This is a genomic window from Niveispirillum sp. FG148 (assembly GCF_057809655.1).
In genome coordinates, this window is the sequence record NZ_JBMDKJ010000028.1 from 38,300 (window position 1) to 63,597 (window position 25,298).

Here is a 25,298-nt window from a genome sequence, read left to right on the forward strand (position 1 = left end):
ATGCTCCAGGGCGGTGACGGGTCTCCGGAGAGCCAGTCACCCGTTCACAAGATTTCAGGGATCTTCTGCCACGGTCCGTTGATGGCAAGGGTAAGGCCCGGTCGCTGGATATTCACGAACAGGGTTGATGCATCGGGAGAAAAGCAGATGCCTGTGAACTCGCCATTCTCCTTGTCCATGTTGGTGGCAAACGGGACCAGATCGCCGCGGCGGGTCAAAATCTGCATGTGATTGCGCACCGGCCGATCACCCACCGGCCGATCCTCACAAAGGATCAGGCCACCCCAGGGGGCAACCGTCAGGTTGTCCCCCGCTTCCATTGCATGCTCGCCCGGGCTTTCATAGAACAGCTCCAGCTCGCCGGGGCTGGCGCGTTCACCGGCCTGTCCTTCCTTGGCGGAAGGGTGGTAGCGCCAGACCTGCCCAACCTGGGCGGCGCCGGCGTCGGTGGTCGTGAAGTAGATTTCAGGTCGGCCATCGGGGGCGCGACCGAAGATGATGCCCTCCCCCCGGCTGAACAGGGCGGCCCCCTTCGCAGCCCCGCGCAGGTTCAGGTCGCCATCGGGTGCGTCGACCCGGTCCAGGTCGATCCAGTCGACGGCCATACGCTGGCCCTGTTTCACCGTGCCGGCGCCCCAGCCGGGTTCGCTGTCCACAGGCCAGTTGCGCAGGTCGGCTGTCCGGTGCCCCCGGATCGCCAGGGCCTGCAACCGCCCCCCCTTCACCAACGCCCCCTTGGCTTCGGGCAGGTAGCGATAGAACAGGCAGCGCGGTTCATCCTGGGTCAGGTAAACAACACCGGTGGCGGGATCGACGGCTGCCGCCTCGTGCATGAACCGGCCCATGGCCTTGATGGGTACAGGGGTGACGGGCGAAGTGGCGGCGGCCGGCACCTCGAACACAAACCCATGATCCTTGCCAGTCAGTTTGCCGGCTTGGTCGGCCCGCTCCTCGCAGGTCAGCCAGCTCCCCCAGGGCGTAGCTCCACCGGCACAGTTCTGGGTGGTGCCGGCCAGCGACAGGTTGGATTGTTCGATCCGGCCGGTCCGCAGATTATAGGTGAAACTGGTGGTGCCGCCCAGCAGCGGGCGGCCATCCGGCGCATGATCATAGATCAAACCGGGGGAAAGGCGTCGCGCCAACCCGTGATCCGGTCCGAAGGCGCCCCGGTCGGTGACCGTCGGGTTCAGTTCATGGTTCCGGACCAACCGGCAGCGGTCCGGGTCCCCCGGGATGGCGAAGGTTGCCATTCCGTCTGGCGCGCCCGGCGTCAGAAACCCATCCGTCATCATCTCGCCGGTGCGGGAGATGATCCGGTAGGAAAAACCCGTGGGCAGGTCCAGCAGGCCCGCCGGGTCCGTTTTCAAAGGCAGAGGGCGTGGAGACGCTGCCCCGCCACGCGCGGCGAAAGCGGCCAGTCCGGCGAAGCCCAGGGAAGCAGCGGTGGCATTCTTCAGCCATTGGCGGCGGGACAGCATGGTGATCACGCTCCACAAGGAAATGTTGCGCAGGAGCGATCGGTCACAAGGACCCGATCAAGGGCATGAGGCTCAGAATTTCGCGCGCATACCCAGGGAGAAGGTCCGCCCGTAATAGTCGTAGCGCGAGAACAGGTCGTCGGCGACGAACTGCCATTGCGCCTCATCGGTGATATTCATCGCCTCGGCCACCAGGGTCAGATTGTCGTTGATCTGCCAGGTGATGTTGCCGTCCAGCGAACCGAAGGCCTTGTCATTGGCATTTTCCAGCCCGTTGGTCCCCACCTGGGCCAGGACATCGCCGCGCCAGCTATAAGACAGACGGATGCCGATGGGCCCCTTTTCATAAAAGCCGGTCAGGTTGAAGCTATGGCGGGCCACATTCTCCAGATCGTCCTTGATGATCTTGGTCCCATCGAAATAGGTGGCCTCCGTATCGGTGAAGGTATAGTTGGCCAGCATGCCCAACCCGTCGAACGGTGCCGGCAGCATGTCAAAGGTCTGCTGATAGGCAATCTCGACGCCGGTGATGCTGGCGTCGCCACCATTGACACGGGCTGACAGCTCATAATCCACCCCGTCCACCACCAGCGTGGATTTGCGGGTAGTCATGAAGGTGCTGATATCCTTGTAGAACACGCCGCCGATCAGGGCGCTGCTGGGCGCGAAATACCATTCCAGCGTGGCGTCATACTGCCACGCCTCGAACGGTTCCAGATTGGGGTTGCCGCCGACCGCCGTGAAGATCTTGTCCGACGAATTCAGGGTCAGGCGCGGGGCAAGGTCGGCCAGAGACGGGCGGGTTATGACCTTGGCGGCCGAGATGCGGCTGACCAGATCGTCCGTCAGGTCGATGGCGACATTCGCGGACGGGAGGATGTCGGTATAGTCCTTCTCGAACCGCACCGGCTCCGCCTTCTTGCCATCATCCGCGTGCCCGGCGGAAACCTGATTGGTGCCCGCTACACGGACACCGGCATTGCCGCGCACCGGCAGGCCCGCGATCTCGCTGTCCAGATCGGCCATGACATAGCCCGACTTGATCTTTTCCGTGATGCGGTAGGAATTGCGCAGGTCGGCGCGGGCCAGCGGCTGGTTGATCAGGGCCGAATCCATCAGCTCAAAGAACTTGTCGCCGCTGGGCACGGCCCATTCACGCGGCAGAATGGCACCGGTTTCACCCAGGAAATCATCGACCAGGAAATCGGTCTCGTAATAGTCGGGACCATAGAAGGTGCCGGTGATGGATTTGCCATTGCGGTCACGCGTGATGGTCAGATCGCGGCGGTCATAGTCGCGCAGCCGGTCGCGGTATTTCACGCCAGCCTTCACCGCCGACACCGGCCCCCATTCCAGTTCTTTCTGCAGGTCGATCTGGGCTGCCTTTTCGGTGTCCAGGCTGTCATTCATGCGCCATTCCAGGCGGCGGCCCGGCAGGGTGGCCGGGCTGGTCAGATCGGCCGTCAGGAAGCGCAGATTATGTACCTGGTCACCGGCCTTGAAATATTCAAAGGCGACATTGCCGACGGGCCCCAGCACGCGGGACCGACGGATCGGGGTCGGGGTGTCGCTGTAGGCGCGGGAATAGGCGACATCACCCTTCAGCATCCAGCCATCCGCGAAGCGGAAGGTGCCATTCAGCCCGGCTTGCAGGTTTTCATGCGCCAGTTCGGACTGTTCGCGGCCGATCTGGCTGGATGCGCCGACCGTGCCGGCCACCAGCACGCCATCGCGAACCACGGCCGTGCCTGGCACCAGCTTGGCCCAGTCGAAATCGGCCGAATAGGTCAGCTCATCATATTTGATGTCGAGATCGGTGTAGGCGACGTCCAGGTTGATGTCGACGTCCGGGGTGGGAAACCACTGAACCGCCCCGGACAGGCCGATACGTTCGCGTTCCTCCTGCTCCAGCGTCGGGCGCGTGCTGGCGGAACGGTAGATGGGGCCGCTGTCAGCCACCTTGTCGCCATTGGTGTCGATACCCGCCAGCAGATAGGACCAGCCGCCATTCATGGCCCGATCCTGGCGCATGGAGCGCTGATCATAGACGGCGGCCAGCAGCACCCCGAAGGTCCGCTCTTCATTGCGCCAACTGGTCAGGCCGGAAAAGCGCGTATCCACCTTGTCCGCCAGTTCCGGGTAGGAGAGGGTGGCGGAAAAGGCGTGCTCGGTATCCTTCAGGTCCAGGGGACGGAAGGTGCGGACATCGACAATGCCGCCGATGGCGCCTTCATCCAGGGCGGCTGTCGGGCTTTTGATCACGTCGACGCGGGACACCAACTCCGACGGCAGGGTGTCGAAACGGAATTGCCGGCCGCTCTGTCCGCTGTCGCGCACATTCTCATTCACCGCAGCACTGCGTCCATTCAGCGTCGTCGTCTGGAAATTCGCCCCCAGGCCGCGCACGCGCACAAACAGCCCCTCGCCCCGGTCGCGTACGATGGAGATACCGGGCACACGCTGCAGCGCCTCCGCGATGTTCTGACTGGGGAACTTGCCGATATCCTCGGCCGAGATGGCGTCCACGATGCTGTCGGCATCGCGCTTAATGTCCAACGCGCGGGTGATGGAACCCTTGAAGCCGGTGACGATCACCTCTTCCAGCACCGGTGCCGACGTGGCGACGGTCTGGGCGGAGGCCGGCAAGGCAGCGGCGGCGGGAATCGTGCCCACGGTCTGCCGCAGCAGCAGCACCGTCTCCCCATCCAACTGGAAATCCAGACCCGTGCCGGCGAGAAGCTGCCGCAGGCCGGCCTGCACCGCAACGGCACCCGTCACGCCCTGGGTGCGTTTGCCCGACAACAGCGCGGGATCGGCCATGATCTGCATGCCTGTCTGGCGCGAAAACTGGTCCAATGCACCGGCCAGATCACCGGCCGGGATGGACAGGCTGGTGGCGACCTTCGCCGGTTGCTGCGCCATTGCAGCGGACAGTGCGGGCGACAGGGTGGCCAAGGACACACCGGCCAGCAGGGCAATTCGAATGGTCTTCACGTCTCTTCCCCCAAAGGAACGCAGGCGCCGTCGTACGGCGCGGGATCTGTGGGAAGACGGGCTTGGAGACCAAAACCGGACAGGACAGTTTGGTGAATGTTTAAAGGCACTTACATGACAGCAGATCAGGCCGTCACCAGTTCCACCGCCCCATCGCGTCGCCGCACCGTAAAACCATGCAGCTTGCCCAGAGAGGCTAACAGCCGGTCCGGCTCTGTCAGTTTGAACCGGCCCGCAACGCGGCGGCTGCCGATGGCCGGATCGGCGATACGGACCGGGACGGGGGCGGTCCGGTTCAGCCGCTCCGTCAGTTGTGACAGCGACAATCCCTGGGTCACCAGCCAGCCCGTCCGGAAATCGCCGGCCTGGGGATCAAAGGGAGCCGGCGGGTTGAGGCGAGCACCTTCAACGCCCGCACGGTCGCCCTTGCGCAGGCGGAAAGCCCGATCACCCACGGTGACAAGGGCGGCCCCTTCGTAAACGGAAATCTCCGTCAGCCCCTCCGCCACGTCCAGGTTCAAGGCACCTGCCTGGGTCTGGATGCGGACGGCGCCACAATCAATGTCGAACGGCGCCCCTCCTCTCGCATCGGCCACGTCGAAGAAGGCCTCTCCCCGCGTCAGCGTGACCCGACGTGCCATCGTGTCGGTGGATGTCAGCAGGTCGGTGCGGCCATTCACGGTCAACTGGCTGCCATCGGCCAGGGAGATGGTCCTTACTGTTCCCACCGGCACGCTCACCCGTGCCAGCGACGCCGTCCCCTCTTCCCGCCAGCGGGCCAGCAGCAGCGGCGTCCCGACGGTGAGGGTGAGCGCGGCGGCGATGCCACCCCGGATCCAGGCGCGTCGTGACGGCTGCGCCACGGCCGGATCGGGTGTGGCGAAACGGGTCATGGCGACCGTCAACGCATCGTCCATCAGGATATCCCGCATGGCGCGCAATTCCTGCTGGTGGACTGGATCGGCCGCCAGCCAAGCCGCCATTTCCGCCTGTTCCACCGGCGAAAGGGCGGGCCCCTCCACCTGACGCAGGGCCCAGTAGGCGCCGCCCCTGGCTTCGTCACGGTTGGCGGGGATAATTGAAGGGTCGCTGCTCATCGCGCGCCCTCCCGCTCCATTTCGCCATTCAGCCATTCCAGCGCCCGCACCACATGTTTCTCGACAGCGGCGGGGCTGAGGCCCAGCGCCTCCGCAATTTCGCGGTGGCTCTGCCCCTTCAGGCGGCGACGGATAAACACTTCACGCCGCAGGGGCGGCATATTCTCCAGGGCGCGGGCAAAGGCATCGACGCGCTGCCGGGCCATGACCGACTGCTCCGCACTGGGGCGGTGACACGCCATCTCCGGTTCCAGAACCTCTGCCCGGTCAACGCCGCGCATGCGGTGGTGATCGGTGATCAGGTTGGCGGCAATGCGCAGACTGAAGGCAAGGCTGTCGGCAACCTTGTTCGACTGCATATAGGCGATGAGGCGTGCCAGGGTCTCCTGGACAATATCTTCCGCCACGAACGGGTCACGCACCCGACGAAAGATGAACCCATACAGCGCCTCGCGCTTCGGCAACTGTTCCGCCCATTCCATCGTGGCAAGCCCGTCCGGTCACATGCATCACCCGTGGCTGTTACAGCAGAATTGTTGCAGCGCAGTGACAGGGGCGTCGGCCATGGCCGGATACAGGTGTCGATAGGGCCTATGATCTCCACCGTGATCAACAGGTCACAATCCCAGCGCCGCGCAAGCACCATCCGATGGCCATCACGGATGAATCTCCGGCAGCACCCGCCCGCCCGCCATTACCGGTTTCGCTTCGATCAGGATGAAGACGATGCGACAGACCTGATCGGGTGACGGGTTGCGCCAGAGATGGTTGGTGGCCCGCTGCACCACGATGTCACCCGCCGACAGGGCCGTCACCGACCTGTCATCCAGTTCCAGTTCCAGATCGCCCGACAGGACGATGCCGTAATCAATCGACCATGACCGGTGCAGCGGAGAGGCCCGACCCGGCAGCATGTCGACGATCCGGATCACCGATCCGCCATGCAGGGTCTTGCCCGCCGGCAGCATGCCATCCGTCCCGTCATTCAGGTCCACCGGCACCGTAGGCGTGGCCCAGACCAGTTGGAAAGCGGCATCGCCGCTGTCAATCAGGCGGGGCGTCAATGTGTCGATGGCGCGGATGACGGACTGGCCCTGATCGTCATGGCCGGTGACGATGCGGCGGAAGGGAGACGTCATGCGAGGCTCCAACGCGATCGAAGCAGCAGAAAAAGGGGCAGCAACCCCACCAGCAGGGCACAGGCCGCAATGATGGGAAAGGCGTCGATGGTTCCGCCCGTCGCTGCTGCCAATGCCGGCACCACCAGGGCGGAAAGGAACTGTCCGATGGCGAAGCTGGACTGCCAGAGCCCCATGCCCCTGCCCCGTACCTGGAACGCCAGGGCCGACATGGCCCAGGTCAGCAGCGTGGGCAGCAGCAGGCCCGCCGCCATCTGGCCCACGAAGGCGGCCGCGATGAACCAGTACGCATCAGTCGAGCGGGCCATGGCCAGGAACGCCACCGCCATCAGCGCGAATTCCATCCCCAGCAGCAGACGCACATCCCGCTTGGCCAGCGCCCAGAAGATCAGGCTGCCCAAGGGGGTACCAATACTGGCAAGCGCGGAGAAAAGGCCGATGCGGCCAGGATCGGTCACACCAAAGCCGGGCAGGACCGTGCTGACATTGATCTGGATCGTGTAGAACAGGATCGCCGCCAGGATGGTAAAGACTGAGGTCGTCATGACATGCCGCCCCGGCAGTGCCGACCAGCCCGGCACCTGCCGTTCCACGCGCGCCGGCTCCTGCACCAGCAGGAAGACAGCCAGCGCCATGGGCCAGGCCAAGCCGTAGATCAGGAACGGTGCCTGCCAGCCCTGCCGCCCCAGCAGACCGCCCAGCGCCAGGAACAGCAGGGCGGAGACAGATGCCACCGCCGTCTGGGACGACAGCCAGCGTTCGCGCGCCCGCCCTGTGAACATATCCCCGATCAGCGTCGTGCTCAGCGTCATGATCAGCGCCTCGCAGATCCCAACCAGCACGCGGCTGGCCAGGATCTGGTGGAGATCGGACAGCAGCATCGGTGCCATGCCCGCCAGACCATAGAACAGCATGGATCCGATCAGCAGTCGTCGCCGGCCCAACCGATCACCCAGCAGCCCGGCCACGGGAGAGAACAGGGCGATGCACAGTCCCGGCAGGGTCAGCAACACCGGTACCAGATAGGCCACCCCCGGCACATCCGCAAAGGTCTGCGACATTTGCGGTGCCACCGGCACCAGCAGCAGAATACCCATCACCGCGGACGTGGCCGGCAGCAGCAGCGCCAAACCCTGGGCATAGCCCGCTTTCACCCTCTGTTCCATCACTTCCCCCGATCAGAATCGGACCGAACCGCGCAGCCCGTAGGTGCGGGGCGGGCGCAGGCCGTTATAGACAACGTTCAGGATGGGCCGGGTGACGGAGGTGGAATAGACATCCTTGTCCGTCAGATTGTTCACATAGCCCGTGACGGACCAGCCCTGCGCCGGCGCCTCCAGCGTCAGCCAGGCATCCGACGTCATGTAGCCGCCCTGATGCTGTTCGGGACGGTAATCGATCGACAGGAACCGTCCGCTTTCAACGCGGCTGCGGACGCCCAGGACCAGGTCATGATCGGCCGAAAGTTCGAACGTGTGGCTGTAGCTCAGGTTCAGGGACCATTTCGGCGCATTCACTGCCGGCTTGCCAGAGCAGTCGACCGTAAACAGCCGGGCCGGTGCTGCCACCGGCAGGGAATTGTCCGGCGTCACCGCACAACCGCTGGGCAGGGGCGTGCCGCCAGCTGAAATGGCGGTATAGACGAAGCTTTTATACTTGCTGTCCATATATTGAAGATTGATGCCGATCTCGTCATTTCGGGTGGCCAGGAACTGGGCTTCCACTTCCATGCCATACATGCGGGCCTGACCGACATTGGCCGTCACGGACGCCTGACCAAAAACACCGGGACTGACCTCAACGGGGCCGATATAGCCGATCTGCTGGTCTTTGTAGTCCCACCAGAACGCCTCGGCATTCAATTGCAGACGGTTATCCAGGAAGCGGTTCTTGGACCCCAGTGTGTAGGCCGTCAGCTTCTCCGGATCGAAACTGTTCTTGCCCACGGCAGGGTAGAAGCCACCTGCTTTGAACCCCGTCGCGACATTGGCGTAGAGCAGCGATTGCGGGCCCACGTCGAATTCGATCCCGCCTTTCCAGGTGACGCTGTTGAAATTCTCATCCCCCGTGGCGGTGATGAAGGGCGGGTTGGGGTTGCTGACACTGCTCTGGCGGACAGGTGTTTCCTGCTGCTTGTTTTCATGCGTGTAGCGAACACCGGCCACCAGCCGCAGTCCATCGGCCACATCATAGGTCCCTTGGCCGAACACCGCCTTGCTGACCGTTTCCTGTTCCGGCATGAAGGTGGTGGTGGACAGCCCGCCCTGGAAGAAGCTGTTCAGCGCGTTGACCTTGTCCCGGAACCAGAAACCACCGACGACATAACGGAAGGCGCTGTCCTCGGCAGAGGCAAACCGTGCCTCCACCGAGCTCTGTTTGGACACTTCCTGCACCTTGCCCTGGAAGCCGACGCTGTAGAAGACGAAGTCGGGGCGGCTGTCGCGATAGGCGGGCAGGACGGTCAGGGTGCCGGCATCGAACTGATAATCCAGCGTCGCCGCCACGCCCCAGAAGGTACTGTCGTTGTAGCCATCATTCTTGGGCGGAACCACCAGCCCGGAATTGATCAGCCCCGGAAAGCGCAGGCGCAATTCGCTGATGCTGGCTGCTTCCGATCCGCCGATCCGGTCGCCCACAGCCGGCGCCGTCGGGGTCAGGCTGCCGGGAACCAGCACGCCGCCCACACCCTTGCCCCCCTGATGGAAATAATCACCCGACAGAAGCAGGCTCAGCTTGTCGTCCGGCTCCCACAGCAAGGAGGCGCGGGCGGCCTGGCCCACCTCATCATCGTAGCCATCGGACAGATATCCATCGCGGTCCACCACCTGCCCGGCCACGCGCAGAGCGGCCGTCTCCCCGACCGGCGCATTGATCATGCCCGTGGCCTTGCGCAGATTGTAATTGCCGATCTCAAGACCGGCTTCCCCGGCGGTACCGCCAGTATCCGGGCGGTTGGGAATGACGTTCACGGCACCGCCCGTGGCGTTACGTCCGTATAGCGTACCTTGCGGGCCCTTCAGCACCTCCACCCGCGCCAGATCGAAGAAGGTGCCCACCGGCGCCGTAGGCCGGCCGATATAGACGCCGCCATAATTGAAGGCGATGGCATTCTCCGAGAAGGAGTTGGGGCCCAGGGTGCCCACGCCCCGCAGATAGAAGCCGGTGTTCGACCCGCCGCCGGGCTGCACCACCAGGGCCGGTACCAGCTTGGTCAGGCCCGCCGTGTCGGTGACCCCGGCATTGACCAGATCATCGGGGGTGACGGCGGAGACGGCAACGGCGACCTTCTGCAAATTCTCCGACCGGCGCTGGGCGGTGACGACAATCTCCTCCAACGCGCCAACATCGGTTGACTGCGCCCCTGCGGGCACAGCCGCCATGGCCGTCAGGAATGCCGTGGACAACAGCAGGGTGGCACGCATTTTTGGCTTCCTCCAAGGTTCATCGCCCGCCACCGGACAAGGCGGGAGCGTTTCCGGACGTAGCGCCGGATTAGGGATCTGGCCGGAAGGCAGGCGGATGGGGAGCGATGCCGCCTGTGCAGGCGGCCTGCGTGAAACCCGGTCATGAAGGCGGAGAACTGCCCGCCAACGGCCGCGTTCGCGGCCCCTCCCCCAACCGCCGGCCTTCAGGCCGGTCTGATGTTTTTCGGTAAGGGAACCATATCAGTGGCGAATACATCGGCGAAATCGTAATTTCTGATCCGACCTATCGCCCCGCCCAATGGTTCAGCCAGCATCCTGCTCGACCGCACAGCGGCGCAACAGACCGCGAAACCAGACCAGAGCCGGATCACGCTGAAAGTGTCGATGCCACTGCACCATCTCCGTCAACACCGGAAATTCGATGGGCAGCGGCAGAATACGCAGTGGCAGACGCTGGACGTATAGCCGCGCCAGACGCTCATGCATGGTGGCCACCAGATCGGTGCCGATCAGCATGTTGGGCACGGTGGTGAAATCGGCCACGAACAGCTCGGCATTACGCGAATAGCCGAAGCGATCCAGGAACCATTGGTCGAAGCTGGGCGCCCGCTTCATGCCGAACCGCACCAGCACATGGCCCATCTGCATATACTGGTCGAAGCTGATCGTATCGCCCAGCTTGGTATTGTCCTTCCAGGTCACCACGACATGAGTGTCGGTGAACAGCATCTCCTTGGGATGGTCGGGATGGGTGAAATTGTCGGGCGTGATCAGAAAATCCACCTGCCCCCGCGACAGCCGGTCCAGGACCAGATCATCCATCCCATCGATTTCCACCTTGATGCCGGGCGCCAGCAGCCGCGCCTCGCGGATCACGCGGGCCAACAGCACCTCCGTCACATAATCGGACGCATGCATGCGGATGGTTCGCGTGGCGCTGGCAGGATCGAAGCTGGGCTTGGTCTCGATTGTGGACTGTATCTGCATCAGGATGTCGCGCACCGGCGCGGCCAGGCTGTCCGCCAGCGGCGTCGGCACCATTGACCGGCCGATCTGGGCCAGGATGTCATCGTCGAAGAATTCACGCAGCCGGGCCAGATTTCCGCTGACGGCAGACTGGCTGAGATTGAGGCGGTTGGCCGCCCGCGACACGCTGCGTTCCTCCAGCAGCACATCCAGCACCACCAGCAGGTTCAGGTCCAGTTTCTGGAACCGCATTGTTCATCCTCCCAATCCATCGGTCATGCCGATAGTTCATTTCACTAAATACGACTTCGGTGATGGCCGTCGAGCCCTTAAGGTGCCGTTGCTCCCGAAAGGAACCCACCATGCATATCCTGGTCACCGGTGCCGACGGCTTTGTCGGCCGTGCCCTTGTCCGCCGCCTGCTGTCCGACAGAAGTCAGGCGTTCGATCGTCTGACCCTGGTGGATCATGGGTTTGCCGGGGCTGCCGAAGATCCGCGCCTGCGTCTCATCGCTGGCAACATCGCTGACGATCATGTCTGGACCGACGCCCTGGACGCGAGCGCCGACCATGTCTTCCACTTGGCCTCCGTGCCCGGCGGGCTGGCGGAGCGGGAATTCGATCTGGGCATGGAGGTCAATCTGCTGGGCACGCTGGGCCTGCTGAACGCGTTGCGGCGGCAGACCCGGCCGGCGACATTCGTCTTCGCCAGCAGTGTCGCTGTCTATGGCGATCCACTACCCGACATGGTGGATGACGCCACCCTTCCCCGCCCCACCCTTTCCTATGGGGCACAGAAGCTGGCGGCGGAGGTGATGGTTGCAGACTATAGCCGGCGTGGCTTCATCGATGGGTGCAGCCTGCGCCTGCCCGGCATCGTGGCCCGCCCACCTGCCCCGTCCGGCCTGATCTCAGCCTTCATGAGTGAGGTGATGTGGGCTGGCATTGAACGCCGGCCCGTCACCCTGCCCGTCGGGCCGGATGCCGTTTGCTGGTGGATGTCAGTGGCGTCTGCCGTAGATGCGCTGCTGCATGCCGCACACCTGCCGGGACAGGGGCAGATCTGGCTGCCCCCCGTTCTGCGCCTGACTGTTGGAGAGCTGGTCGCCGCCCTTACGCGCCGCTTTGGACCGGTCGATGTGACTTACCAGCCCGATCCAACCGTCGAAGCGCGGTTCGGGCGGCAACCACCGCATCACGCCGATGCCGCGTTGGCGGCAGGGTTCCGGGATGATGGCAATGTGGACCGACTGATCGACCGGTCCCTGGTTCAGTCCTGAAGGATGGCGACGGCGCGGGTCCAGCCGGCGGAGGCCGCGCGAACCTTGACGGGGAAGCAGGCGACCGTGAAGCCGGTGGCCGGCAGTGCCTCCAGGTTAGTCAGCTTCTCCATATGGCAATAGCCGACATCCTTGCCGACATAATGCCCCTCCCAGATCAGGGAGGCGTCGCCCGTTTCCTTGAATTTTGCAGCGGTAAAGGGAAACGGCGCATCCCAGCTCCAGCCATCAATGCCGGTGACCCGCACGCCGCGTTCGACCAGATACAAGGTCGCCTCCCGTCCCATGCCGCAGCCCTTGGCCAGGAATTGCGGCGCGCCATACGCGGCAGCGGCAGCGGTGTTGACCAGCACGATGTCCAGTGGTTGCAGCACATGGCCGATGCGGGTCAGTTCGGCCTCCACCTCCGCGGCCGTGACGACATGCCCGTCGGGCAGGTGCCGGAAATCCAGCTTCACGCCGGGCCGGAAACACCAGTCCAGCGGCACTTCATCGATGGTGATCGCGCGTCTGCCGCCATCCATCGTGGAATGGTAATGCCAGGGAGCATCCATGTGGGTGCCGTTATGGGTGGAGATTTCCACCCATTCCGCCGCCGGACCTTCGCCATCGGGCAGTTGCTCCGCCTTCAGGCCGGGGAACATCTGGCAATATTCGGCCGCCCCCTCGGCATGGCTGGCATAGCGGATCCTGGGCCGCATGAAGGGCGGATCGGCGGGCACGTCATTTTCCAGATGCACCGACAGATCAATGATGCAAGGCATGGCGCTTACTCCGGATTCATGATTTCAACGCACAGCCCAGGGCCGGGCCGCATCTGACAGGCAAGGCGGATTGCGGGATCACAGATGGCAAGCTGGCGGCGCAAATGCGCCTCATCCGCCCCTATCGGGCCGGGGTCACCCGACAGCACCCGCACCCGGCACGTTCCGCAAACGCAACAACCGCCACATAGGGCCGTGACCATTTCGCGGTGTTGGGCGGCGATAACCTGGAGCAGTGATTGTTCCGGTTCAGCAATGACTGTTGTCACAGTCCCGCCCCCGCCCTGCAGCGTGACGATCACGCCGTGTGTCCACCCAGCGTGTCGGCGAACCAGTCGGCGATGTAGTCACGGCCAAACGACATATTGTCCGCCCCGACATGTTCGACCCCACCCTCACGGTCGGTGAAGACTTTCAGCTCTCGGCGGGGGGAGTTCACCAGTTGCTCATAGGTCTGATGGGCGTAATCGACTGAGATCTGCCGATCCCTGGCCCCATGGGTGACCAGGAACGGCACCTTGATCCGGTCCAGCACACCGTTCAGATGCATGCCTTCCGCCTTGGCAAGGAAATCATCCATGTCCGTGGCACCGAAGACCCAGCGCACATGCCCCCAGTAATGCGGAACCGGGTTCTCCCCTTCCCGCTTCAGACGCTTCTGCTGCACTTCACGCCAGTCATGGTTGGCGCCCCAGACGGCAGCGCTGGCGAACCTCGGCTCGAACGCCACCGCGCGTGGGGTGAAATAGCCGCCGAGCGAAATGCCGACCATGCCGATCTTGTCGGCCAGCACATCGGGACGCGCAGCCAGCCAATCGAACACCGGCGTGGCCCAGCGTTCGGTTTCATGCGTGGCGTACAGGTTGTTGGCGCGCAGGGCTTCGCCCGTGCCCGGCTGGTCGATGCACAGGGTGGAGATGCCGCGCCTGGCCAACGCCTGCGGCAACCAGGACCAGAACAGCAGCTCCTTGCAGCTGTCCAGACCGTTCACATATAGGACGCAGGGTGCGGGACCATCCACCCCTTCCGCCCTGGTGAAAAGGCCGGGAATGAAGCTGTCGCCGAACGGGATTTCCACGCGGGCGCAGTTCTCCCGCGCCAGGAATGTACCCCGGCGAAAGGCTTCCTGGCCCTTCGCAAAGGTCTCTGCCCGGCCCGGATGGCCGTGACCCTGCATGCGCTCCGCCGTGATGTAATAGAGCGAGGCGCGTTGCAGCTTGGCCCCGGCGGAAAGGGCGCGGCCACGCGCCTCATCCTCCGCTGCCAGACCGGCCAGCCTGTCGGCCATCGCCACCCATTGCGCCAGAAAGGCGCCGGTGCCCGCATCCTCCCCCCGGGCCGCCGCCTCCAGCAGGGGGCGGCACATATCCTCGATCTCACCAATCCGCGCGCCGCTTTCGATGGCGATATTGACGGACAGGTTCCAGATGTAATTGTTGGGGAAATATTGAAAAAGCGCCATGGGATCACACTCCCGCCGCCTGGAACAGACCGGCATCGGGTGCGGGATGGGGCATGGTCTGTGGCCCACCGCTGCCGGCCCCCCACTGATCCATCACATCGGGACTGGGCTTGTGTACACCGGCCACCCAGGTCGCCTCGTCCACCCTCTCCAGTTCGGCCGTATATTCAACAGCGAAGCCGGCAGGTGTGGTGAAATAGCTGAATGTGTTGTTTCCCGCCGTGTGCCGGCCGGGACCCCAGCGCAGTTCCACCGCAGCCTTCTTCAGCTTGCCCACGCCGCGCATCATCGCATCCATATCCGGCATGTCATAGGCGATGTGGTTCAGGCAGGGCGGCCCCGGCAGGATGGCGACGCGGTGGTGCCATTCGTTGCAGCGCAGGAAGCACATGAAATCGCCCAGCCAGTCCGACACGCGGAAGCCCAGGACATTGACAAAGAAATCCACAGCAGCCTTATGATCAGGCGAGTGCATGACGACATGGCTGATCTTTTCCGGCAGCGCCTCCCTGGCCGTCACCACCCGCGACGGCCCCCGCTCCACCCCGGCGGAGATTTCAAAGGTCAGCCCATCCTTGCCGAAGAAGCGGAAGCCATAGCCGCCGCCAATGGTGGCAAGTTCGGTTGGCGCGAAGATCACACGGCAACCGGCAGCCACCACCTTGTCATGCAGGACGTCCACGTCGGCCTTGCTGTCTGCGGCGAAGGCGATGACATCGACGCGCTTCACCTCCGCCGCACGCAGACGCACGACATACAGCTCCGACGACCCCTCGGCGGCGAAATAGACCATGCCATCCTGGGCCGCCACCTCGCGCAGGCCCCATTTGTCGCGGTAGAAGGCGCGTTCCGCCTCCAGATCCGTCACGCCATAGCCGACATAGCGGATATCCGTCACACGGGTCATTTCAAGGTCACTCCCATCGATCAAAGCGGTTGGGCCAGAGCGGCCATGGTCTGGTTCATCAGGCGGGGATGTTCATCGCTGTGGACGCCGCTCAGCTCGATCTCGCCCAACCGGACGGAGTTGTTGACCACCATGGCGCAGCGGTCGTATCGCCGCGCCATGAAGGCGTGGAGGGCATCGGACAGGCCGTCGGCCCCCGCCAGTACATCGCCCAGCACCACCGCATCCTCCATCGCCATGCCGGCGCCCGACGCCAGATGCGGGGTGGTGGCGTGGGCGGCATCGCCGATCAGCAGGCCACGCCGCGTATGCCAGGGACCGGGCAGCAGCAATGTCTCCAGCGGACGGAAATTCACCACCGACTTGTCACTGATCTGATCGCGGACAAAGCCCACCGCCCCACCGAAGCCCGCCAGCCTTTCCCGCAGCAGACCGGGCAGATCGGCCTCCGCATGCCGGGTGCTCGGAGCGATGGCTTCCAGCGCGAACAGATACATCTGGTCGGGTGAGCAGGGATTAACGCCCGCCTTGATGGGGGCCCCCAGGTACATCTCCACCCCGGTCACATGATCGGGCCGCGCAGCCGTGGTACGCCAGCAGGCCTGGCCCGTTAAACGCGGCCTGGGCGCATCGGGAAACAGCAGCGACCGGATGCGGGAATAGATGCCATCGGCCCCGATCACCAGATCATAGCGGCCGGTGCGCCCGTCGCTGAATGTGACTTCTGCCCCGTCGGCATCCTCAGCATAGGCGTCAATGGTCAGACCCAGACGGATATCAGCGGCGGCAGCGCGCGTGCGGGCGGCCAAAATCTCATGCAGCGCGGGGCGCATGATCCCCCCACCCGAAGGCAGATCCGCCGCAAGTGGGGGTAATGCCACTTCCCCGATCGGATGACCGGCGGGCGTGAACAGCCGCGTGCTGTCCGCGCAGTAACCGTTCTGACGGAACGCGTCCAGGATTCCCAGCCGCTGAAACGCCCGCAGCGTCGGCCCCGTAATGGAAATGCCGGCCCCATAGACACGCCAGGCGGGGTCCTGGTCGATCACGTCGACCGCCACGCCCAGACGCGACAGGACCAAGGTCGCCGACATGCCGGCAATGCCGCCGCCAACGACAAGCGCAGTACGGATCAAAGGCACATGCTCCTCCCAGGCCGCGCATCCAAGGAGACGGCAGCCGGATTGCCCGCCGGTGGCGACGGATCGTTATCGTGGATTGGTGGGGAGGCGGTCGCCGTCGCGGACCTCCATGCCAACAACCATATGCCGACCGAACAAATCGCCAAAGCCGTTTATATCGATACCAAGCATCGACCGGGGCGATACGTCATGCTCAGGCTTTCACGACTTGCTGGTCAAAGGCGCCAAAGACGCTCTGCCCATCCTTCAGCACCTCCATGCGCACCCGGTCGCCGAGTTGCAGGAATCCGAAGTGGGCCGCCCCTTCGTCCAGCATCTCGATGCCCCGCCGTTCGGCGATGCAGCTGGACCCGACCTCGCGGTAATTCTCGTTCGCCCCCGTGCCCGACCCGATGATGGGGCCGTCCACATGGTATAAGACGCGTGTCACTACATCGTGGATTGAAGCTGATGAGGGCACCGTAATGCGCACTACTCGCCTGACCAAAATTGGAAATTCCACCGGGGGCACCATTCCGCGCGATGTGCTTGCCGAGATGGGATTGGCCTCGGGTGACGTGGTCAGCGTATCCGTTCGTGAAGGACGGATTGAGATCGCGCGTGCCGATGAAACCTACGACCGAGCCATGGAAGCCGGTCGGGCCGCTGCTGCGCGCCACCGTGGTGCCATGGCAGCCTTGGCGAAATGAACAAAACGTATATGAAAGCCCCAACATCAGACGTGAGTTTGGCCTTTTCGCCAAAATTCGTGCCGCTTCACTGAACACAGCCCCAGCACGCAGCGGGCACTTAATTTACTGAGGGTTGGAATGACTGCCGCCATTAACCTGAATCAGTGAAAATGACGATGCAGAAAATGCACAAGTATTTGATTTTACCCGGATTTATGAATTCGCACTGGAACGGGACCGGTAAAGTCGGTTGGAGACGGAGACGCCGAATCCGGGTCACGGTGCCGTGTCGCTGCTGCTCCCCGGTAAAACCACAGGCGCTAAACCCCTTTGACCCCAAAAGAAAAAAGGCCGCGTGAGCGGCCCGGTTCCTGGTCTCTATCAGGTAGATGGCGGAGGGGATGGGATTCGAACCCACGATACCAGTTTCCCGGTATGACGGTTTAGCAAACCGTTGCCTTCAGCCGCTCGGCCACCCCTCCGCACCGTCCACAACCGGCCGGCATTGCCGGGGTTGCTTCGGTGAGAGGGGTGTTTAGTGGGATGAAGCAGGCTTGTCAACGGCGCTGCGACATCCCATTCTCAAAAAGATGATTCCACCCGAAATGGGCGGGACATTCCGGAACGGGGGCGGTCCGGTTCACCGCCGCGGTCAACGCGGTCCCGGTGTGGCCCCTCGCGCCGCACAATCTCAAGGAGTTCGACACATGTTCGGACAGAACAAGCCCTCGCCTATCACCCACGCCACGCAGAATCGGCCGCGGACGGGCATGTCCGCCGGCGTCCTGGCCGCCAGCCTGCTGGGCCTGTCGCTGCTGGGCCTTGCCGCCGGCCCCGTGGTCGCCAAGGAAGCCAGCGCCAAGGAAAGCGCCTGGGACTCGGTACCCAACAAGAAGGCCCCTGCCCTGCCGACCGAAGGGTTGATGGAGCAGGATCATCCCTCGCTGGACAAGGTCTTCGTGAAGACGGGCGTCAGCCTCGCCTCCTACGGCAAGGTCATGCTGGCGCCCATCGACACGGCCATCGAACGCCGCTTCGACGAAATCCGCCTGTCGGTGCGCGAGCGTGACCACGCCATCGAATATTTCAACGAGAAGCTGACGGATGAGTTGGGCAGCGCTCTGGTGAAGGAGCCGGGGCCGGGCGTGCTTAAGCTGGCCATCACCCTGACCGATTACGTGCCCAACCGGTCCTTCCATGCGGAAAAGGCATCCGGCGGGGCCACGGTCGATCGTGTCTATGCCGTGGGCCGCGCTGCCTTCCAGGCGGTGCTGACCGACAGCCAGTCGGGCCAGGTCGTGGCCGTCATCGCTGACGCCGACATGGGCCTGCCCTTCCCCGACAATGTGAATGTCTACACGATCTACGGTGATGCGGACCGCTTCACCCGCCGCTGGGCCAAGCAGATCACCAAGCTGGTGCAGGGCCAGCCGGCGAGTTGATAACGCGTGGCTGTAACAGGAAGGGCCGCCGGATCGATCCGGCGGCCCTTTGACCATAAGCAGTGAACCTGACGGGATTACCCCTTCAGCTTGGCGGCCAGGATCTCGTTCACCAGGGCCGGGTTGGCCTTACCCTGGCTGGCCTTCATCACCTGCCCCACGAAGAAGCCGAACAGCTTGTCCTTGCCGGAACGGTATTCGGCGACCTTGTCGGGGTTGGCGTCCATCACCTGGGCGATGACGGCGTCGATGGCACCCGTGTCGGTCACCTGACGCAGGCCCTTCTCATCCACGATGGTCAGGGCGGGCTTGCCCGTCTCCAGCATCAGGGCGAACACATCCTTGGCCAGACGGCCGGAGATGGTGTTGTCCGCCACCAGATCGATCAGACCGCCCAGGTCGGCGGCACTGATCGGCGATTCGGTGATGTCCTTGCCCGTCTTGTTCAGCGCACCCAGCAGGTCGCCGATCAGGAAGTTGGCGGCCATCTTGGGATCGCGGCCCTTGGCCACTTCCTCATAGAAATCGCCACGGGCCTTTTCCGCCACCAGAACGCCGGCATCATAGGAGGTCAGCTTGTACTGCTCCATGAACCGCGCCTTCTTGTCGTCGGGCAGTTCAGGCAGCGTCGCCTTGATCTGGTCGACCAGCGCCTGTTCCAGAACCAGCGGCAGCAGGTCCGGATCGGGGAAATAGCGGTAGTCGTGCGCCTCTTCCTTGCTGCGCATGGATCGGGTGACGTTCTTGCCGGGATCCCACAGCCGGGTCTCCTGGACGATGCTGCCACCTTCCTCGATCACCTCAATCTGGCGCTGCGCCTCATACTCGATCGCCTGCTGCACATAGCGGATGGAATTGACGTTCTTTGTCTCCGTCCGCGTGCCCAGCGGCCCGCCCGGCTTGCGCACCGACACGTTGATGTCGCAGCGCATGGAGCCTTCCTCCATGTTGCCGTCGCAGGTTTCCAGATAGCGCAGGATGGTGCGCAGCTTGCGAAGGTACGCCGCCGCCTCTTCCGGGCTGCGCATGTCGGGCTTCGACACGATCTCCATCAGCGCCACGCCGGCCCGGTTCAGGTCGACATAGGTCTTGGACGGATGCTGGTCATGCATCGACTTGCCGGCATCCATTTCCAGATGCAGCCGTTCGATGCCCACTTCCCGCGTGGTACCGTCAGCCAGATCCAGGATCAGCGTGCCCTCGCCCACGATGGGCTGCTTGAACTGGCTGATCTGATAGCCGGACGGCAGGTCGGCATAGAAATAGTTCTTGCGGTCGAAGACGCTGCGCAGATTGATCTGCGCCTTCAGACCCAGGCCGGTCTTGACCGCCTGTTCCACGCAGACCTGATTGATCACGGGCAGCATGCCGGGGAAACCGGCATCGACGAAGCTGACTTGGCTGTTGGGGGCGGCACCGAAGGCCGTCGCGGCCCCGCTGAACAGCTTGGCATTGGAGATGACCTGGGCATGGACCTCCAGCCCGATCACGACCTCCCACTCACCCGTTTCGCCCTGAATGCGGTAAGCCATCGTCTGTGCACTCTGTGATATCGGAAGAAATAGAACAGGCTTTTCATGGCCGGATTCGGCCCAAAGGGCAAGGGGAATGGCATGCGGGCATGGTTGCCGCACCGCCCGCTCATGCCTGCCGCGGCCCGTCAAGGGGACGCGGCAAGGCCGCGCGCGGCGATGGCGGGCCCGGCCTTGGCGCAGCGGACGACCACCGGCGATCCGCCGGTCAGACGCGGATATCGACGCTGGTCAAGGTCGGCACCGCCGTGGCACCGGCGGTGCCAATCGACGCACCGAACGCATCGGAAACCATGCGATCCCCTTCGGCCATATCGCGGCCGGCACGTTCCATCTCCGCCGCCGTTCCCGCCGACCCGTCCTTGCGGGCCAGGGCCTTCATCTGGCGATGGATGGACCGCAGCTCGTCCATGACCCGGCGGGTATCCTGCTGGAACTCCATCTCTGCCTTGCGTTCGGCCCCTTCCTTGATGATGGCGTCACGCTTGTCCTGGATGCTCTGCTTGAAATCCTGCCCGGCGGCGTCCTTGCCCTCTTTGGTGCCCGCGGCGTCATCGGCATTGGCGGTCGCGGTCTTGTCGGCCGCGGCATCTGCCGATGGGGTGACCGGCGGGGCTGCTGCTGCCGCATTGCTGGCGTCGGCTGGTGCCGCCTGCCCTTCTGCCGATGGTGTGCCCGATGCCTGGGTTGCGGCGGCCTGACCTTCCGTCGCGGTGGCCGGCGCCGACACTGCCTCCGACCCGACAGCGGCCGCAGCCTCCGTCCCCGTGGCGGTCGGGCTGGCCCCGTCCTGGGACGTGGCACCGCCGGTATCACCCCCGCCACCACCGCGTTCCTTCACGGCCTGGCCCAGTTCCTTGGCGACCTGTGCGGCTTCCTTGGCGATGCGGGCGGCCGCCTTCTTGTCGCCGCTGGCCGCAGCCAATTGGGCCTGCAGCTTCAGCATTTTCAGCTTCTGCTTGGCTTCCTCTTTCTTGCGGGCAGCGGCTTCCTTGGCATTATCGCCCCCGGTCGACAGTTTCTTGACCAGGGTGCCGGTTTCCTCCTTCATCGCCTCCAGCTTGCGGGCGGTCTGCGGATCCAGGAAGGCGGCAAGGCCGCTGGCCGCCGATCCGCCGGCGAAGGAACCGGACACGGAAACGCCCGTTGCAGAAGCGTTCGTCGCGGAAACGCCGGAAGTGGCGCCCGCCGACGACCCCGTCTGCAACTTCTGAAAGGCGGCCTGCGCCTTCGCCTGGAACTGTTTTGCCGTCGCGGCAAAGATGCCGCCGGCGCCACCAGCCACTGCCTGTACCATGGTTTACCCCATGATCCGGATGGAACGGCACCACCCTGTCGCCGCTCCACCAAAATTATCTGCAATTTTATCTAATATTGCCGAAGCCTGCAACCTTGATTCGGCATGGACCGAAGCATCTTCCCTTCGTCCGACATATGATAGGCTGCCAACAATGACAGGGGAAGCGCCATGGTCAGCACCGCCGACATCGCCACCATCGCCGCTCTGGTAGGCGACCCGGCCCGTGCCGCGATGCTGCAGGCGCTGATGGACGGGCGTGCCCTGACAGCAGCGGAACTGGCGCGGACGGCAGGCATCACGCCGCAGACGGCCAGCGGCCATCTGTCGCGGCTGGTGGCCGCGGGCCTGCTGCGGGTCGAACCCCAGGGGCGGCACCGTTATCACCGGCTGGGCTCGCCCGCCATTGCCCGGATGCTGGAAGGGATCATGCAGGTGGCGGCGGATGCCGCCCCGGCAGCCCGGCCGGTCCGTACCGGCCCGCGCGATCTGGCGCTGCGCACGGCCCGCACCTGCTACGACCATCTTGCAGGGCGGCTGGGCGTGGCGCTTGCCGGCTCGCTGGTCGCGGCCGGACATCTGGATCTGGGCGATGACGCCGGCATCCTGACCCCGGCCGGTACCGACTTCCTGAAGGAAATCGGTGTTCCCATCCTTGTCACCGGAAAGGCACGCGCCTTCTGCCGGCCCTGCCTGGACTGGAGCGAGCGCCGCGTGCATCTGGCCGGCAGCCTTGGGCGGGCGCTGTGCCGGCATTGCCTGGACCGGGGCTGGGTCAGGCAGGTGCCCGGGTCGCGGGCACTCACCATCACGCTGCCCGGCGCACAGGCGCTGCGCCTGCATTTCGACATCGACATGACCTTGCCCTGACCGCCCCCTTCAGCCAGCGAACGGGCAGGCCAGAAAGGACGGCAAGGTCTCCGCCCGTGCCGACAGGGCGGCCAGCGACGGGCAGGTTTCCCCCGCGACCAGCCCCGGCAGCAGTTCCTGGGTGAAGCGCCAGGCGACGGCGGAACTGATGTCCGCCTGCGTGATCCGGTCCCCGAACATCCAGCCCGAGATGCCAGCATATTCGGCCTCCAGCAGCCGGTAGGCGGTGACCAATTGCCCCTGCACGCGATCGATCCAGGGCTGGTGCTGTTTTTCCGGCGGGCGCAGGTGGCGTTCATAGACGATCTGTACGGATTTCTCACATGCTGCCATCGCCAGCCCCACCACGCGCATGGCCCTGGTGAACCCCGTGATGTCGGCCGGCAGCAGGCTGCGGCCCACCGGCGCCCGCCGTTCCAGATATTCCAGCATCAGGCCGGAATCCATCAGGACGGCGCCGTCGTCCGTCACCATGCTGGGCGCCTTGACCACCGGGTTGATGCTGGCGAATTCATCGAACTGCCGGAAGACGGAGATAGACGAATGTTCATAGGCCAAACCCATTTCCTGCAGGGAAATGGCCACCCGCCGCACATAGGGCGAATCCAGCATCCCGATCAACCGCATGGCACCCTTCCTTTCCGACATTGCAGTGGTTTGTGGGCAGCGGGCTGCCCACAAACCCAGTAAACGTGGAAACGAACCCCCTGCCAAATGACGGGAATGCGACCCTGTTCGGCGCGGAATCGGCCTATTTGCCCGGCTTCAGCATGCCCAGCGCTTCCAACCACCAATAGAACGCGTCGACATAATGTTCAGCGGTATCGCCCTTGTCATGCATGCTGAACCCGTGCCCGCCGCTCATGTACAGATGCGTTTCCGTGCGATAGCCAGCCTTGGCCAATGCGTCGTAAAAGGCCCAGAAGCCCTTGGAAACGGCCTGGTCATCCTGGGCCATGGCCAGGAACAGCGGCGGCAGGGCACCCGGCGCCGGCGTCCTGGGCAGGGGCATGGACCAGGGCTGGTCCTTGGGCGGCACCGGTTCCATATAGGCCTTGGGCATTTCCGGCATCGGGTCCAGGAAGGCGCCGCCATAGATGGGCGCGGCAAAGGCCGGGCGGCGGGCCATCTCCGGCTCCAGCGCCATCATGGCCGCCACATGTCCGCCGGCGGAATAGCCGATGACGCCAACGCGGGCCGGGTCCACCCCGTAGTCCTTCGCCTTGGCCCGGATCAGTTCCAGGGCGCGCAGCCCGTCATCGACGCTGACCTTGCCGATCTCGGCATAGCTGACTTTCGCCATCTTGGCGCGCGTCGCCTCCTCGGTCGCTTCCTGCTGCACCAAACGGTATTTCAGGATGAAGGCAGCGATGCCGCGTTCCGCCAGCCATTCCGCCACGCGCGTGCCCTCCGTGGTGATGGACAGCGCCCGGAACCCGCCGCCGGGGGCGATGATGACGCCCGCCCCCGTGGCCTTCTCCGGGTTCGGCAGATAGGCTTGGAAGGTCGGCTGCGTCACATTGATGATGATGGCCCCGCCCTGCGGCAGGGTGATGGTCTTTTCCTGCACCGGTGCTGCCGCCAGACCGACCCAGCCCACCGGGACCGGCGGCTTTCCAGTCCAGAGATCAACCGGGCCCAGAACCTTGAAGCCGCCGGTGCCCGCGGGAACGCCCTGTCCCATGGCCGGCAGACAGAGAAGACAGGCCAGGGCCGCCCCCGTCAGAAGCCGTTTCAGGTTGCCATTACCGAACATCGCCATCTCCCTGTTCTTGTTGAGGCCTCAGCTTCAACGGGAGACAGCGTTGTCCCAACGGGAACAACCAGTCTCTCCGACAGTCGGATGGACAGTCGGATGAATGCCGGTTTTGTCAGTCGGACTTCCCGTTCTCCGGCTTCCCATCCTCTTCCGGATCGAACAGTTGCAGCACCCCCGCGATCCCGAAGGCCACCAGCAGGGCAGACGCCAGGGGCGAACGCAGGACCAGCAACAGCAAGCCCGAAATCGCCTGGCCCAGACCATCGGCGATATCGTCACCGGGGGTTTGGGGGTGGAGATACTGTCCAGCCCGCCGTGCCAGCAACACGCCGAGTGCCAACAGCAGATTGATCAGCGCCAGTACCAGCAGGGCCACACCGGTCTCGTGGCGCAGGACCAGCCATTCGTACCCGCCGATCATGGCCAGCACATAGGCCACCAGCCCGAACAGGGCGGCGACCAGCCACCAGACCGCATCGCGGGCCAGATGGCTGGCCGTGCCGCCGACCACGTCACGCAGCATCATGGATGCCAGCACACCAGCCACGCGATCGATCATCGGATCAACGCCGCGTGAAAGCGAGCGCCAGCAGGAACCCCGCCGCTGCCGCGACGGCCAGGGAACGGACGGGCCGTTCGCGCACCTGGGTTTCGACCCGTTGCTCGAAAACCTTCAGATCATCACCCAGATGCTTGATGGCTTCCTGCGACGCACCCATGGCATTGGCAGCCATATGCTTGACCTTCGCCTTATAGTCGGATGCCTGTTCCGCTCCCCGGGTGGTGACCGTGGCGGCCAGCGCCGCCAGATCGTCACGCAGGCTTTTCAATCGCGCATCGAAATCCCCTGGCGCGACAGCCGAAGCGGCCGCCCCACCGTGATTGGGCTTGGGGTAATCGATCTCTTCCCGTGTGGAAGCCATGTCATTCTCCTTCAGGTTCATGCCCCTCGATATCTGGACAACGCCCCGGAAGGGCAAAGGTTCCCTCCGTCCGCGCAGCTGCGATGGCTTTTCCGACGAATATGTCGGCGGGCCATCGGTGCGACTCTTTGATAGCAATCATCTATCGAA

24 protein-coding genes and 1 tRNA gene are annotated in these 25,298 nt (G+C 64.2%); 4 read left to right on the forward strand and 21 right to left on the reverse strand.

Annotated features, from left to right (window positions below; genetic code table 11):
* Positions 1-44: 44 nt before the first annotated feature.
* The 8 genes from ACODTW_RS22440 to ACODTW_RS22475 form a co-directional block, all read right to left on the reverse strand.
* Positions 45-1,478, reverse strand: coding sequence for an alkaline phosphatase PhoX (locus tag ACODTW_RS22440; RefSeq protein ID WP_488948324.1), 1,434 nt, complete (start codon positions 1,476-1,478; stop codon positions 45-47).
* A gap of 72 nt (positions 1,479-1,550) precedes the next feature.
* Positions 1,551-4,472 carry a TonB-dependent receptor gene (locus tag ACODTW_RS22445; protein ID WP_488948325.1) on the reverse strand — a complete coding sequence of 974 codons (2,922 nt, stop codon included), beginning with the start codon at positions 4,470-4,472 and terminating at the stop codon, positions 1,551-1,553.
* A gap of 125 nt (positions 4,473-4,597) precedes the next feature.
* On the reverse strand, positions 4,598-5,569 hold the full coding sequence (locus ACODTW_RS22450) for a FecR family protein (protein ID WP_488948326.1): 972 nt from the start codon (positions 5,567-5,569) through the stop codon (positions 4,598-4,600).
* Positions 5,566-6,051, reverse strand: a complete 486-nt coding sequence (locus ACODTW_RS22455; protein ID WP_488948328.1) for an RNA polymerase sigma factor — start codon at positions 6,049-6,051, stop codon at positions 5,566-5,568. Before ACODTW_RS22455 ends, ACODTW_RS22450 begins: the two co-directional genes overlap by 4 nt.
* Before the next feature lie 174 nt (positions 6,052-6,225).
* Positions 6,226-6,708, reverse strand: coding sequence for a cupin domain-containing protein (locus tag ACODTW_RS22460; protein WP_488948329.1), 483 nt, complete (start codon positions 6,706-6,708; stop codon positions 6,226-6,228).
* Positions 6,705-7,874, reverse strand: coding sequence for an MFS transporter (locus tag ACODTW_RS22465; RefSeq protein WP_488948331.1), 1,170 nt, complete (start codon positions 7,872-7,874; stop codon positions 6,705-6,707). Before ACODTW_RS22465 ends, ACODTW_RS22460 begins: the two co-directional genes overlap by 4 nt.
* A 12-nt stretch (positions 7,875-7,886) precedes the next feature.
* On the reverse strand, positions 7,887-10,130 hold the full coding sequence (locus ACODTW_RS22470) for a TonB-dependent receptor (RefSeq protein ID WP_488948333.1): 2,244 nt from the start codon (positions 10,128-10,130) through the stop codon (positions 7,887-7,889).
* A 306-nt stretch (positions 10,131-10,436) separates the two neighbouring features.
* Positions 10,437-11,351, reverse strand: coding sequence for a LysR family transcriptional regulator (locus ACODTW_RS22475; RefSeq protein WP_488948334.1), 915 nt, complete (start codon positions 11,349-11,351; stop codon positions 10,437-10,439).
* Positions 11,352-11,461: 110 nt separating this feature from the next.
* Here ACODTW_RS22475 and ACODTW_RS22480 point away from each other — a divergent pair, with 110 nt between their 5' ends.
* Positions 11,462-12,379, forward strand: a complete 918-nt coding sequence (locus ACODTW_RS22480) for an NAD-dependent epimerase/dehydratase family protein (protein WP_488948335.1) — start codon at positions 11,462-11,464, stop codon at positions 12,377-12,379.
* On the opposite strand, the gene ACODTW_RS22485 is transcribed toward ACODTW_RS22480, so the two are convergent.
* The 6 genes from ACODTW_RS22485 to ACODTW_RS22510 form a co-directional block, all read right to left on the reverse strand.
* On the reverse strand, positions 12,370-13,143 hold the full coding sequence (locus ACODTW_RS22485; RefSeq protein WP_488948337.1) for a cyclase family protein: 774 nt from the start codon (positions 13,141-13,143) through the stop codon (positions 12,370-12,372). The genes ACODTW_RS22480 and ACODTW_RS22485 overlap by 10 nt on opposite strands.
* A 5-nt stretch (positions 13,144-13,148) precedes the next feature.
* The gene (locus ACODTW_RS22490; protein WP_488948338.1) at positions 13,149-13,445 is read right to left on the reverse strand and encodes a 2Fe-2S iron-sulfur cluster-binding protein; all 297 of its coding nucleotides are present in this window, start codon (positions 13,443-13,445) and stop codon (positions 13,149-13,151) included.
* Positions 13,442-14,605 (reverse strand): alpha/beta hydrolase family protein, encoded by a 1,164-nt coding sequence (locus ACODTW_RS22495; protein ID WP_488948339.1) that lies wholly within the window; start codon positions 14,603-14,605, stop codon positions 13,442-13,444. The genes ACODTW_RS22490 and ACODTW_RS22495 overlap by 4 nt, the downstream gene beginning before the upstream one ends.
* Positions 14,606-14,609: 4 nt before the next feature.
* On the reverse strand, positions 14,610-15,512 hold the full coding sequence (locus ACODTW_RS22500) for a VOC family protein (protein WP_488948341.1): 903 nt from the start codon (positions 15,510-15,512) through the stop codon (positions 14,610-14,612).
* Between the two features lie 20 nt (positions 15,513-15,532).
* Positions 15,533-16,648, reverse strand: a complete 1,116-nt coding sequence (locus ACODTW_RS22505) for an FAD-dependent oxidoreductase (RefSeq protein WP_488948342.1) — start codon at positions 16,646-16,648, stop codon at positions 15,533-15,535.
* A gap of 199 nt (positions 16,649-16,847) precedes the next feature.
* The gene (locus tag ACODTW_RS22510; RefSeq protein WP_488948343.1) at positions 16,848-17,084 is read right to left on the reverse strand and encodes a hypothetical protein; all 237 of its coding nucleotides are present in this window, start codon (positions 17,082-17,084) and stop codon (positions 16,848-16,850) included.
* 34 nt (positions 17,085-17,118) lie between these two features.
* Between ACODTW_RS22510 and ACODTW_RS22515 the strand changes: the two genes are divergently transcribed.
* The gene (locus ACODTW_RS22515) at positions 17,119-17,343 is read left to right on the forward strand and encodes an AbrB/MazE/SpoVT family DNA-binding domain-containing protein (protein WP_488948344.1); all 225 of its coding nucleotides are present in this window, start codon (positions 17,119-17,121) and stop codon (positions 17,341-17,343) included.
* 372 nt (positions 17,344-17,715) lie between these two features.
* On the opposite strand, the gene ACODTW_RS22520 is transcribed toward ACODTW_RS22515, so the two are convergent.
* A tRNA-Ser gene (locus tag ACODTW_RS22520) sits at positions 17,716-17,807 on the reverse strand.
* Positions 17,808-18,032: 225 nt separating this feature from the next.
* On the opposite strand from ACODTW_RS22520, the gene ACODTW_RS22525 reads away from it, so the two are divergent.
* Positions 18,033-18,767 carry a DUF3313 family protein gene (locus tag ACODTW_RS22525; protein ID WP_488948345.1) on the forward strand — a complete coding sequence of 245 codons (735 nt, stop codon included), beginning with the start codon at positions 18,033-18,035 and terminating at the stop codon, positions 18,765-18,767.
* A 77-nt stretch (positions 18,768-18,844) separates the two neighbouring features.
* Here ACODTW_RS22525 and gatB read toward each other — a convergent pair whose 3' ends face one another.
* Together gatB and ACODTW_RS22535 are read right to left on the reverse strand one after the other, a co-directional pair.
* Positions 18,845-20,299: an Asp-tRNA(Asn)/Glu-tRNA(Gln) amidotransferase subunit GatB gene (gatB, locus tag ACODTW_RS22530; protein ID WP_488948346.1), complete on the reverse strand. Its 1,455-nt coding sequence runs from the start codon at positions 20,297-20,299 to the stop codon at positions 18,845-18,847.
* 208 nt (positions 20,300-20,507) lie between these two features.
* Positions 20,508-21,596 carry a hypothetical protein gene (locus ACODTW_RS22535; RefSeq protein WP_488948347.1) on the reverse strand — a complete coding sequence of 363 codons (1,089 nt, stop codon included), beginning with the start codon at positions 21,594-21,596 and terminating at the stop codon, positions 20,508-20,510.
* A 171-nt stretch (positions 21,597-21,767) separates the two neighbouring features.
* On the opposite strand from ACODTW_RS22535, the gene ACODTW_RS22540 reads away from it, so the two are divergent.
* The gene (locus tag ACODTW_RS22540) at positions 21,768-22,466 is read left to right on the forward strand and encodes an ArsR/SmtB family transcription factor (protein WP_488948348.1); all 699 of its coding nucleotides are present in this window, start codon (positions 21,768-21,770) and stop codon (positions 22,464-22,466) included.
* 9 nt (positions 22,467-22,475) lie between these two features.
* Here the strand turns inward: ACODTW_RS22540 and ACODTW_RS22545 are convergent, their stop codons facing one another.
* From ACODTW_RS22545 to ACODTW_RS22560, 4 genes are all read right to left on the reverse strand, one after another.
* Positions 22,476-23,093 (reverse strand): glutathione S-transferase family protein, encoded by a 618-nt coding sequence (locus ACODTW_RS22545; RefSeq protein WP_488948349.1) that lies wholly within the window; start codon positions 23,091-23,093, stop codon positions 22,476-22,478.
* Positions 23,094-23,217: 124 nt separating this feature from the next.
* On the reverse strand, positions 23,218-24,228 hold the full coding sequence (locus ACODTW_RS22550; protein ID WP_488948350.1) for an alpha/beta hydrolase: 1,011 nt from the start codon (positions 24,226-24,228) through the stop codon (positions 23,218-23,220).
* A gap of 109 nt (positions 24,229-24,337) precedes the next feature.
* Positions 24,338-24,784 carry a hypothetical protein gene (locus tag ACODTW_RS22555; protein ID WP_488948351.1) on the reverse strand — a complete coding sequence of 149 codons (447 nt, stop codon included), beginning with the start codon at positions 24,782-24,784 and terminating at the stop codon, positions 24,338-24,340.
* A 4-nt stretch (positions 24,785-24,788) separates the two neighbouring features.
* Positions 24,789-25,148 (reverse strand): hypothetical protein, encoded by a 360-nt coding sequence (locus ACODTW_RS22560; protein ID WP_488948352.1) that lies wholly within the window; start codon positions 25,146-25,148, stop codon positions 24,789-24,791.
* Positions 25,149-25,298: the final 150 nt, after the last annotated feature.

Coding starts and splice junctions, on each gene's coding strand:
- ACODTW_RS22555 (WP_488948351.1), bottom strand. CDS start 24,784: ATGATCGATCGCGTGGCTGGTGTGCTGGCATCCATGATGCTGCGTGAC.
- ACODTW_RS22485 (WP_488948337.1), bottom strand. CDS start 13,143: ATGCCTTGCATCATTGATCTGTCGGTGCATCTGGAAAATGACGTGCCC.
- ACODTW_RS22450 (WP_488948326.1), bottom strand. CDS start 5,569: ATGAGCAGCGACCCTTCAATTATCCCCGCCAACCGTGACGAAGCCAGG.
- ACODTW_RS22455 (WP_488948328.1), bottom strand. CDS start 6,051: ATGGAATGGGCGGAACAGTTGCCGAAGCGCGAGGCGCTGTATGGGTTC.
- ACODTW_RS22545 (WP_488948349.1), bottom strand. CDS start 23,093: ATGCGGTTGATCGGGATGCTGGATTCGCCCTATGTGCGGCGGGTGGCC.
- ACODTW_RS22500 (WP_488948341.1), bottom strand. CDS start 15,512: ATGACCCGTGTGACGGATATCCGCTATGTCGGCTATGGCGTGACGGAT.
- gatB (WP_488948346.1), bottom strand. CDS start 20,299: ATGGCTTACCGCATTCAGGGCGAAACGGGTGAGTGGGAGGTCGTGATC.
- ACODTW_RS22535 (WP_488948347.1), bottom strand. CDS start 21,596: ATGGTACAGGCAGTGGCTGGTGGCGCCGGCGGCATCTTTGCCGCGACG.
- ACODTW_RS22540 (WP_488948348.1), top strand. CDS start 21,768: ATGGTCAGCACCGCCGACATCGCCACCATCGCCGCTCTGGTAGGCGAC.
- ACODTW_RS22560 (WP_488948352.1), bottom strand. CDS start 25,148: ATGGCTTCCACACGGGAAGAGATCGATTACCCCAAGCCCAATCACGGT.
- ACODTW_RS22515 (WP_488948344.1), top strand. CDS start 17,119: ATGCGCACTACTCGCCTGACCAAAATTGGAAATTCCACCGGGGGCACC.
- ACODTW_RS22475 (WP_488948334.1), bottom strand. CDS start 11,351: ATGCGGTTCCAGAAACTGGACCTGAACCTGCTGGTGGTGCTGGATGTG.
- ACODTW_RS22470 (WP_488948333.1), bottom strand. CDS start 10,130: ATGCGTGCCACCCTGCTGTTGTCCACGGCATTCCTGACGGCCATGGCG.
- ACODTW_RS22440 (WP_488948324.1), bottom strand. CDS start 1,478: ATGCTGTCCCGCCGCCAATGGCTGAAGAATGCCACCGCTGCTTCCCTG.
- ACODTW_RS22550 (WP_488948350.1), bottom strand. CDS start 24,228: ATGGCGATGTTCGGTAATGGCAACCTGAAACGGCTTCTGACGGGGGCG.
- ACODTW_RS22525 (WP_488948345.1), top strand. CDS start 18,033: ATGTTCGGACAGAACAAGCCCTCGCCTATCACCCACGCCACGCAGAAT.
- ACODTW_RS22465 (WP_488948331.1), bottom strand. CDS start 7,874: ATGGAACAGAGGGTGAAAGCGGGCTATGCCCAGGGTTTGGCGCTGCTG.
- ACODTW_RS22480 (WP_488948335.1), top strand. CDS start 11,462: ATGCATATCCTGGTCACCGGTGCCGACGGCTTTGTCGGCCGTGCCCTT.
- ACODTW_RS22460 (WP_488948329.1), bottom strand. CDS start 6,708: ATGACGTCTCCCTTCCGCCGCATCGTCACCGGCCATGACGATCAGGGC.
- ACODTW_RS22495 (WP_488948339.1), bottom strand. CDS start 14,605: ATGGCGCTTTTTCAATATTTCCCCAACAATTACATCTGGAACCTGTCC.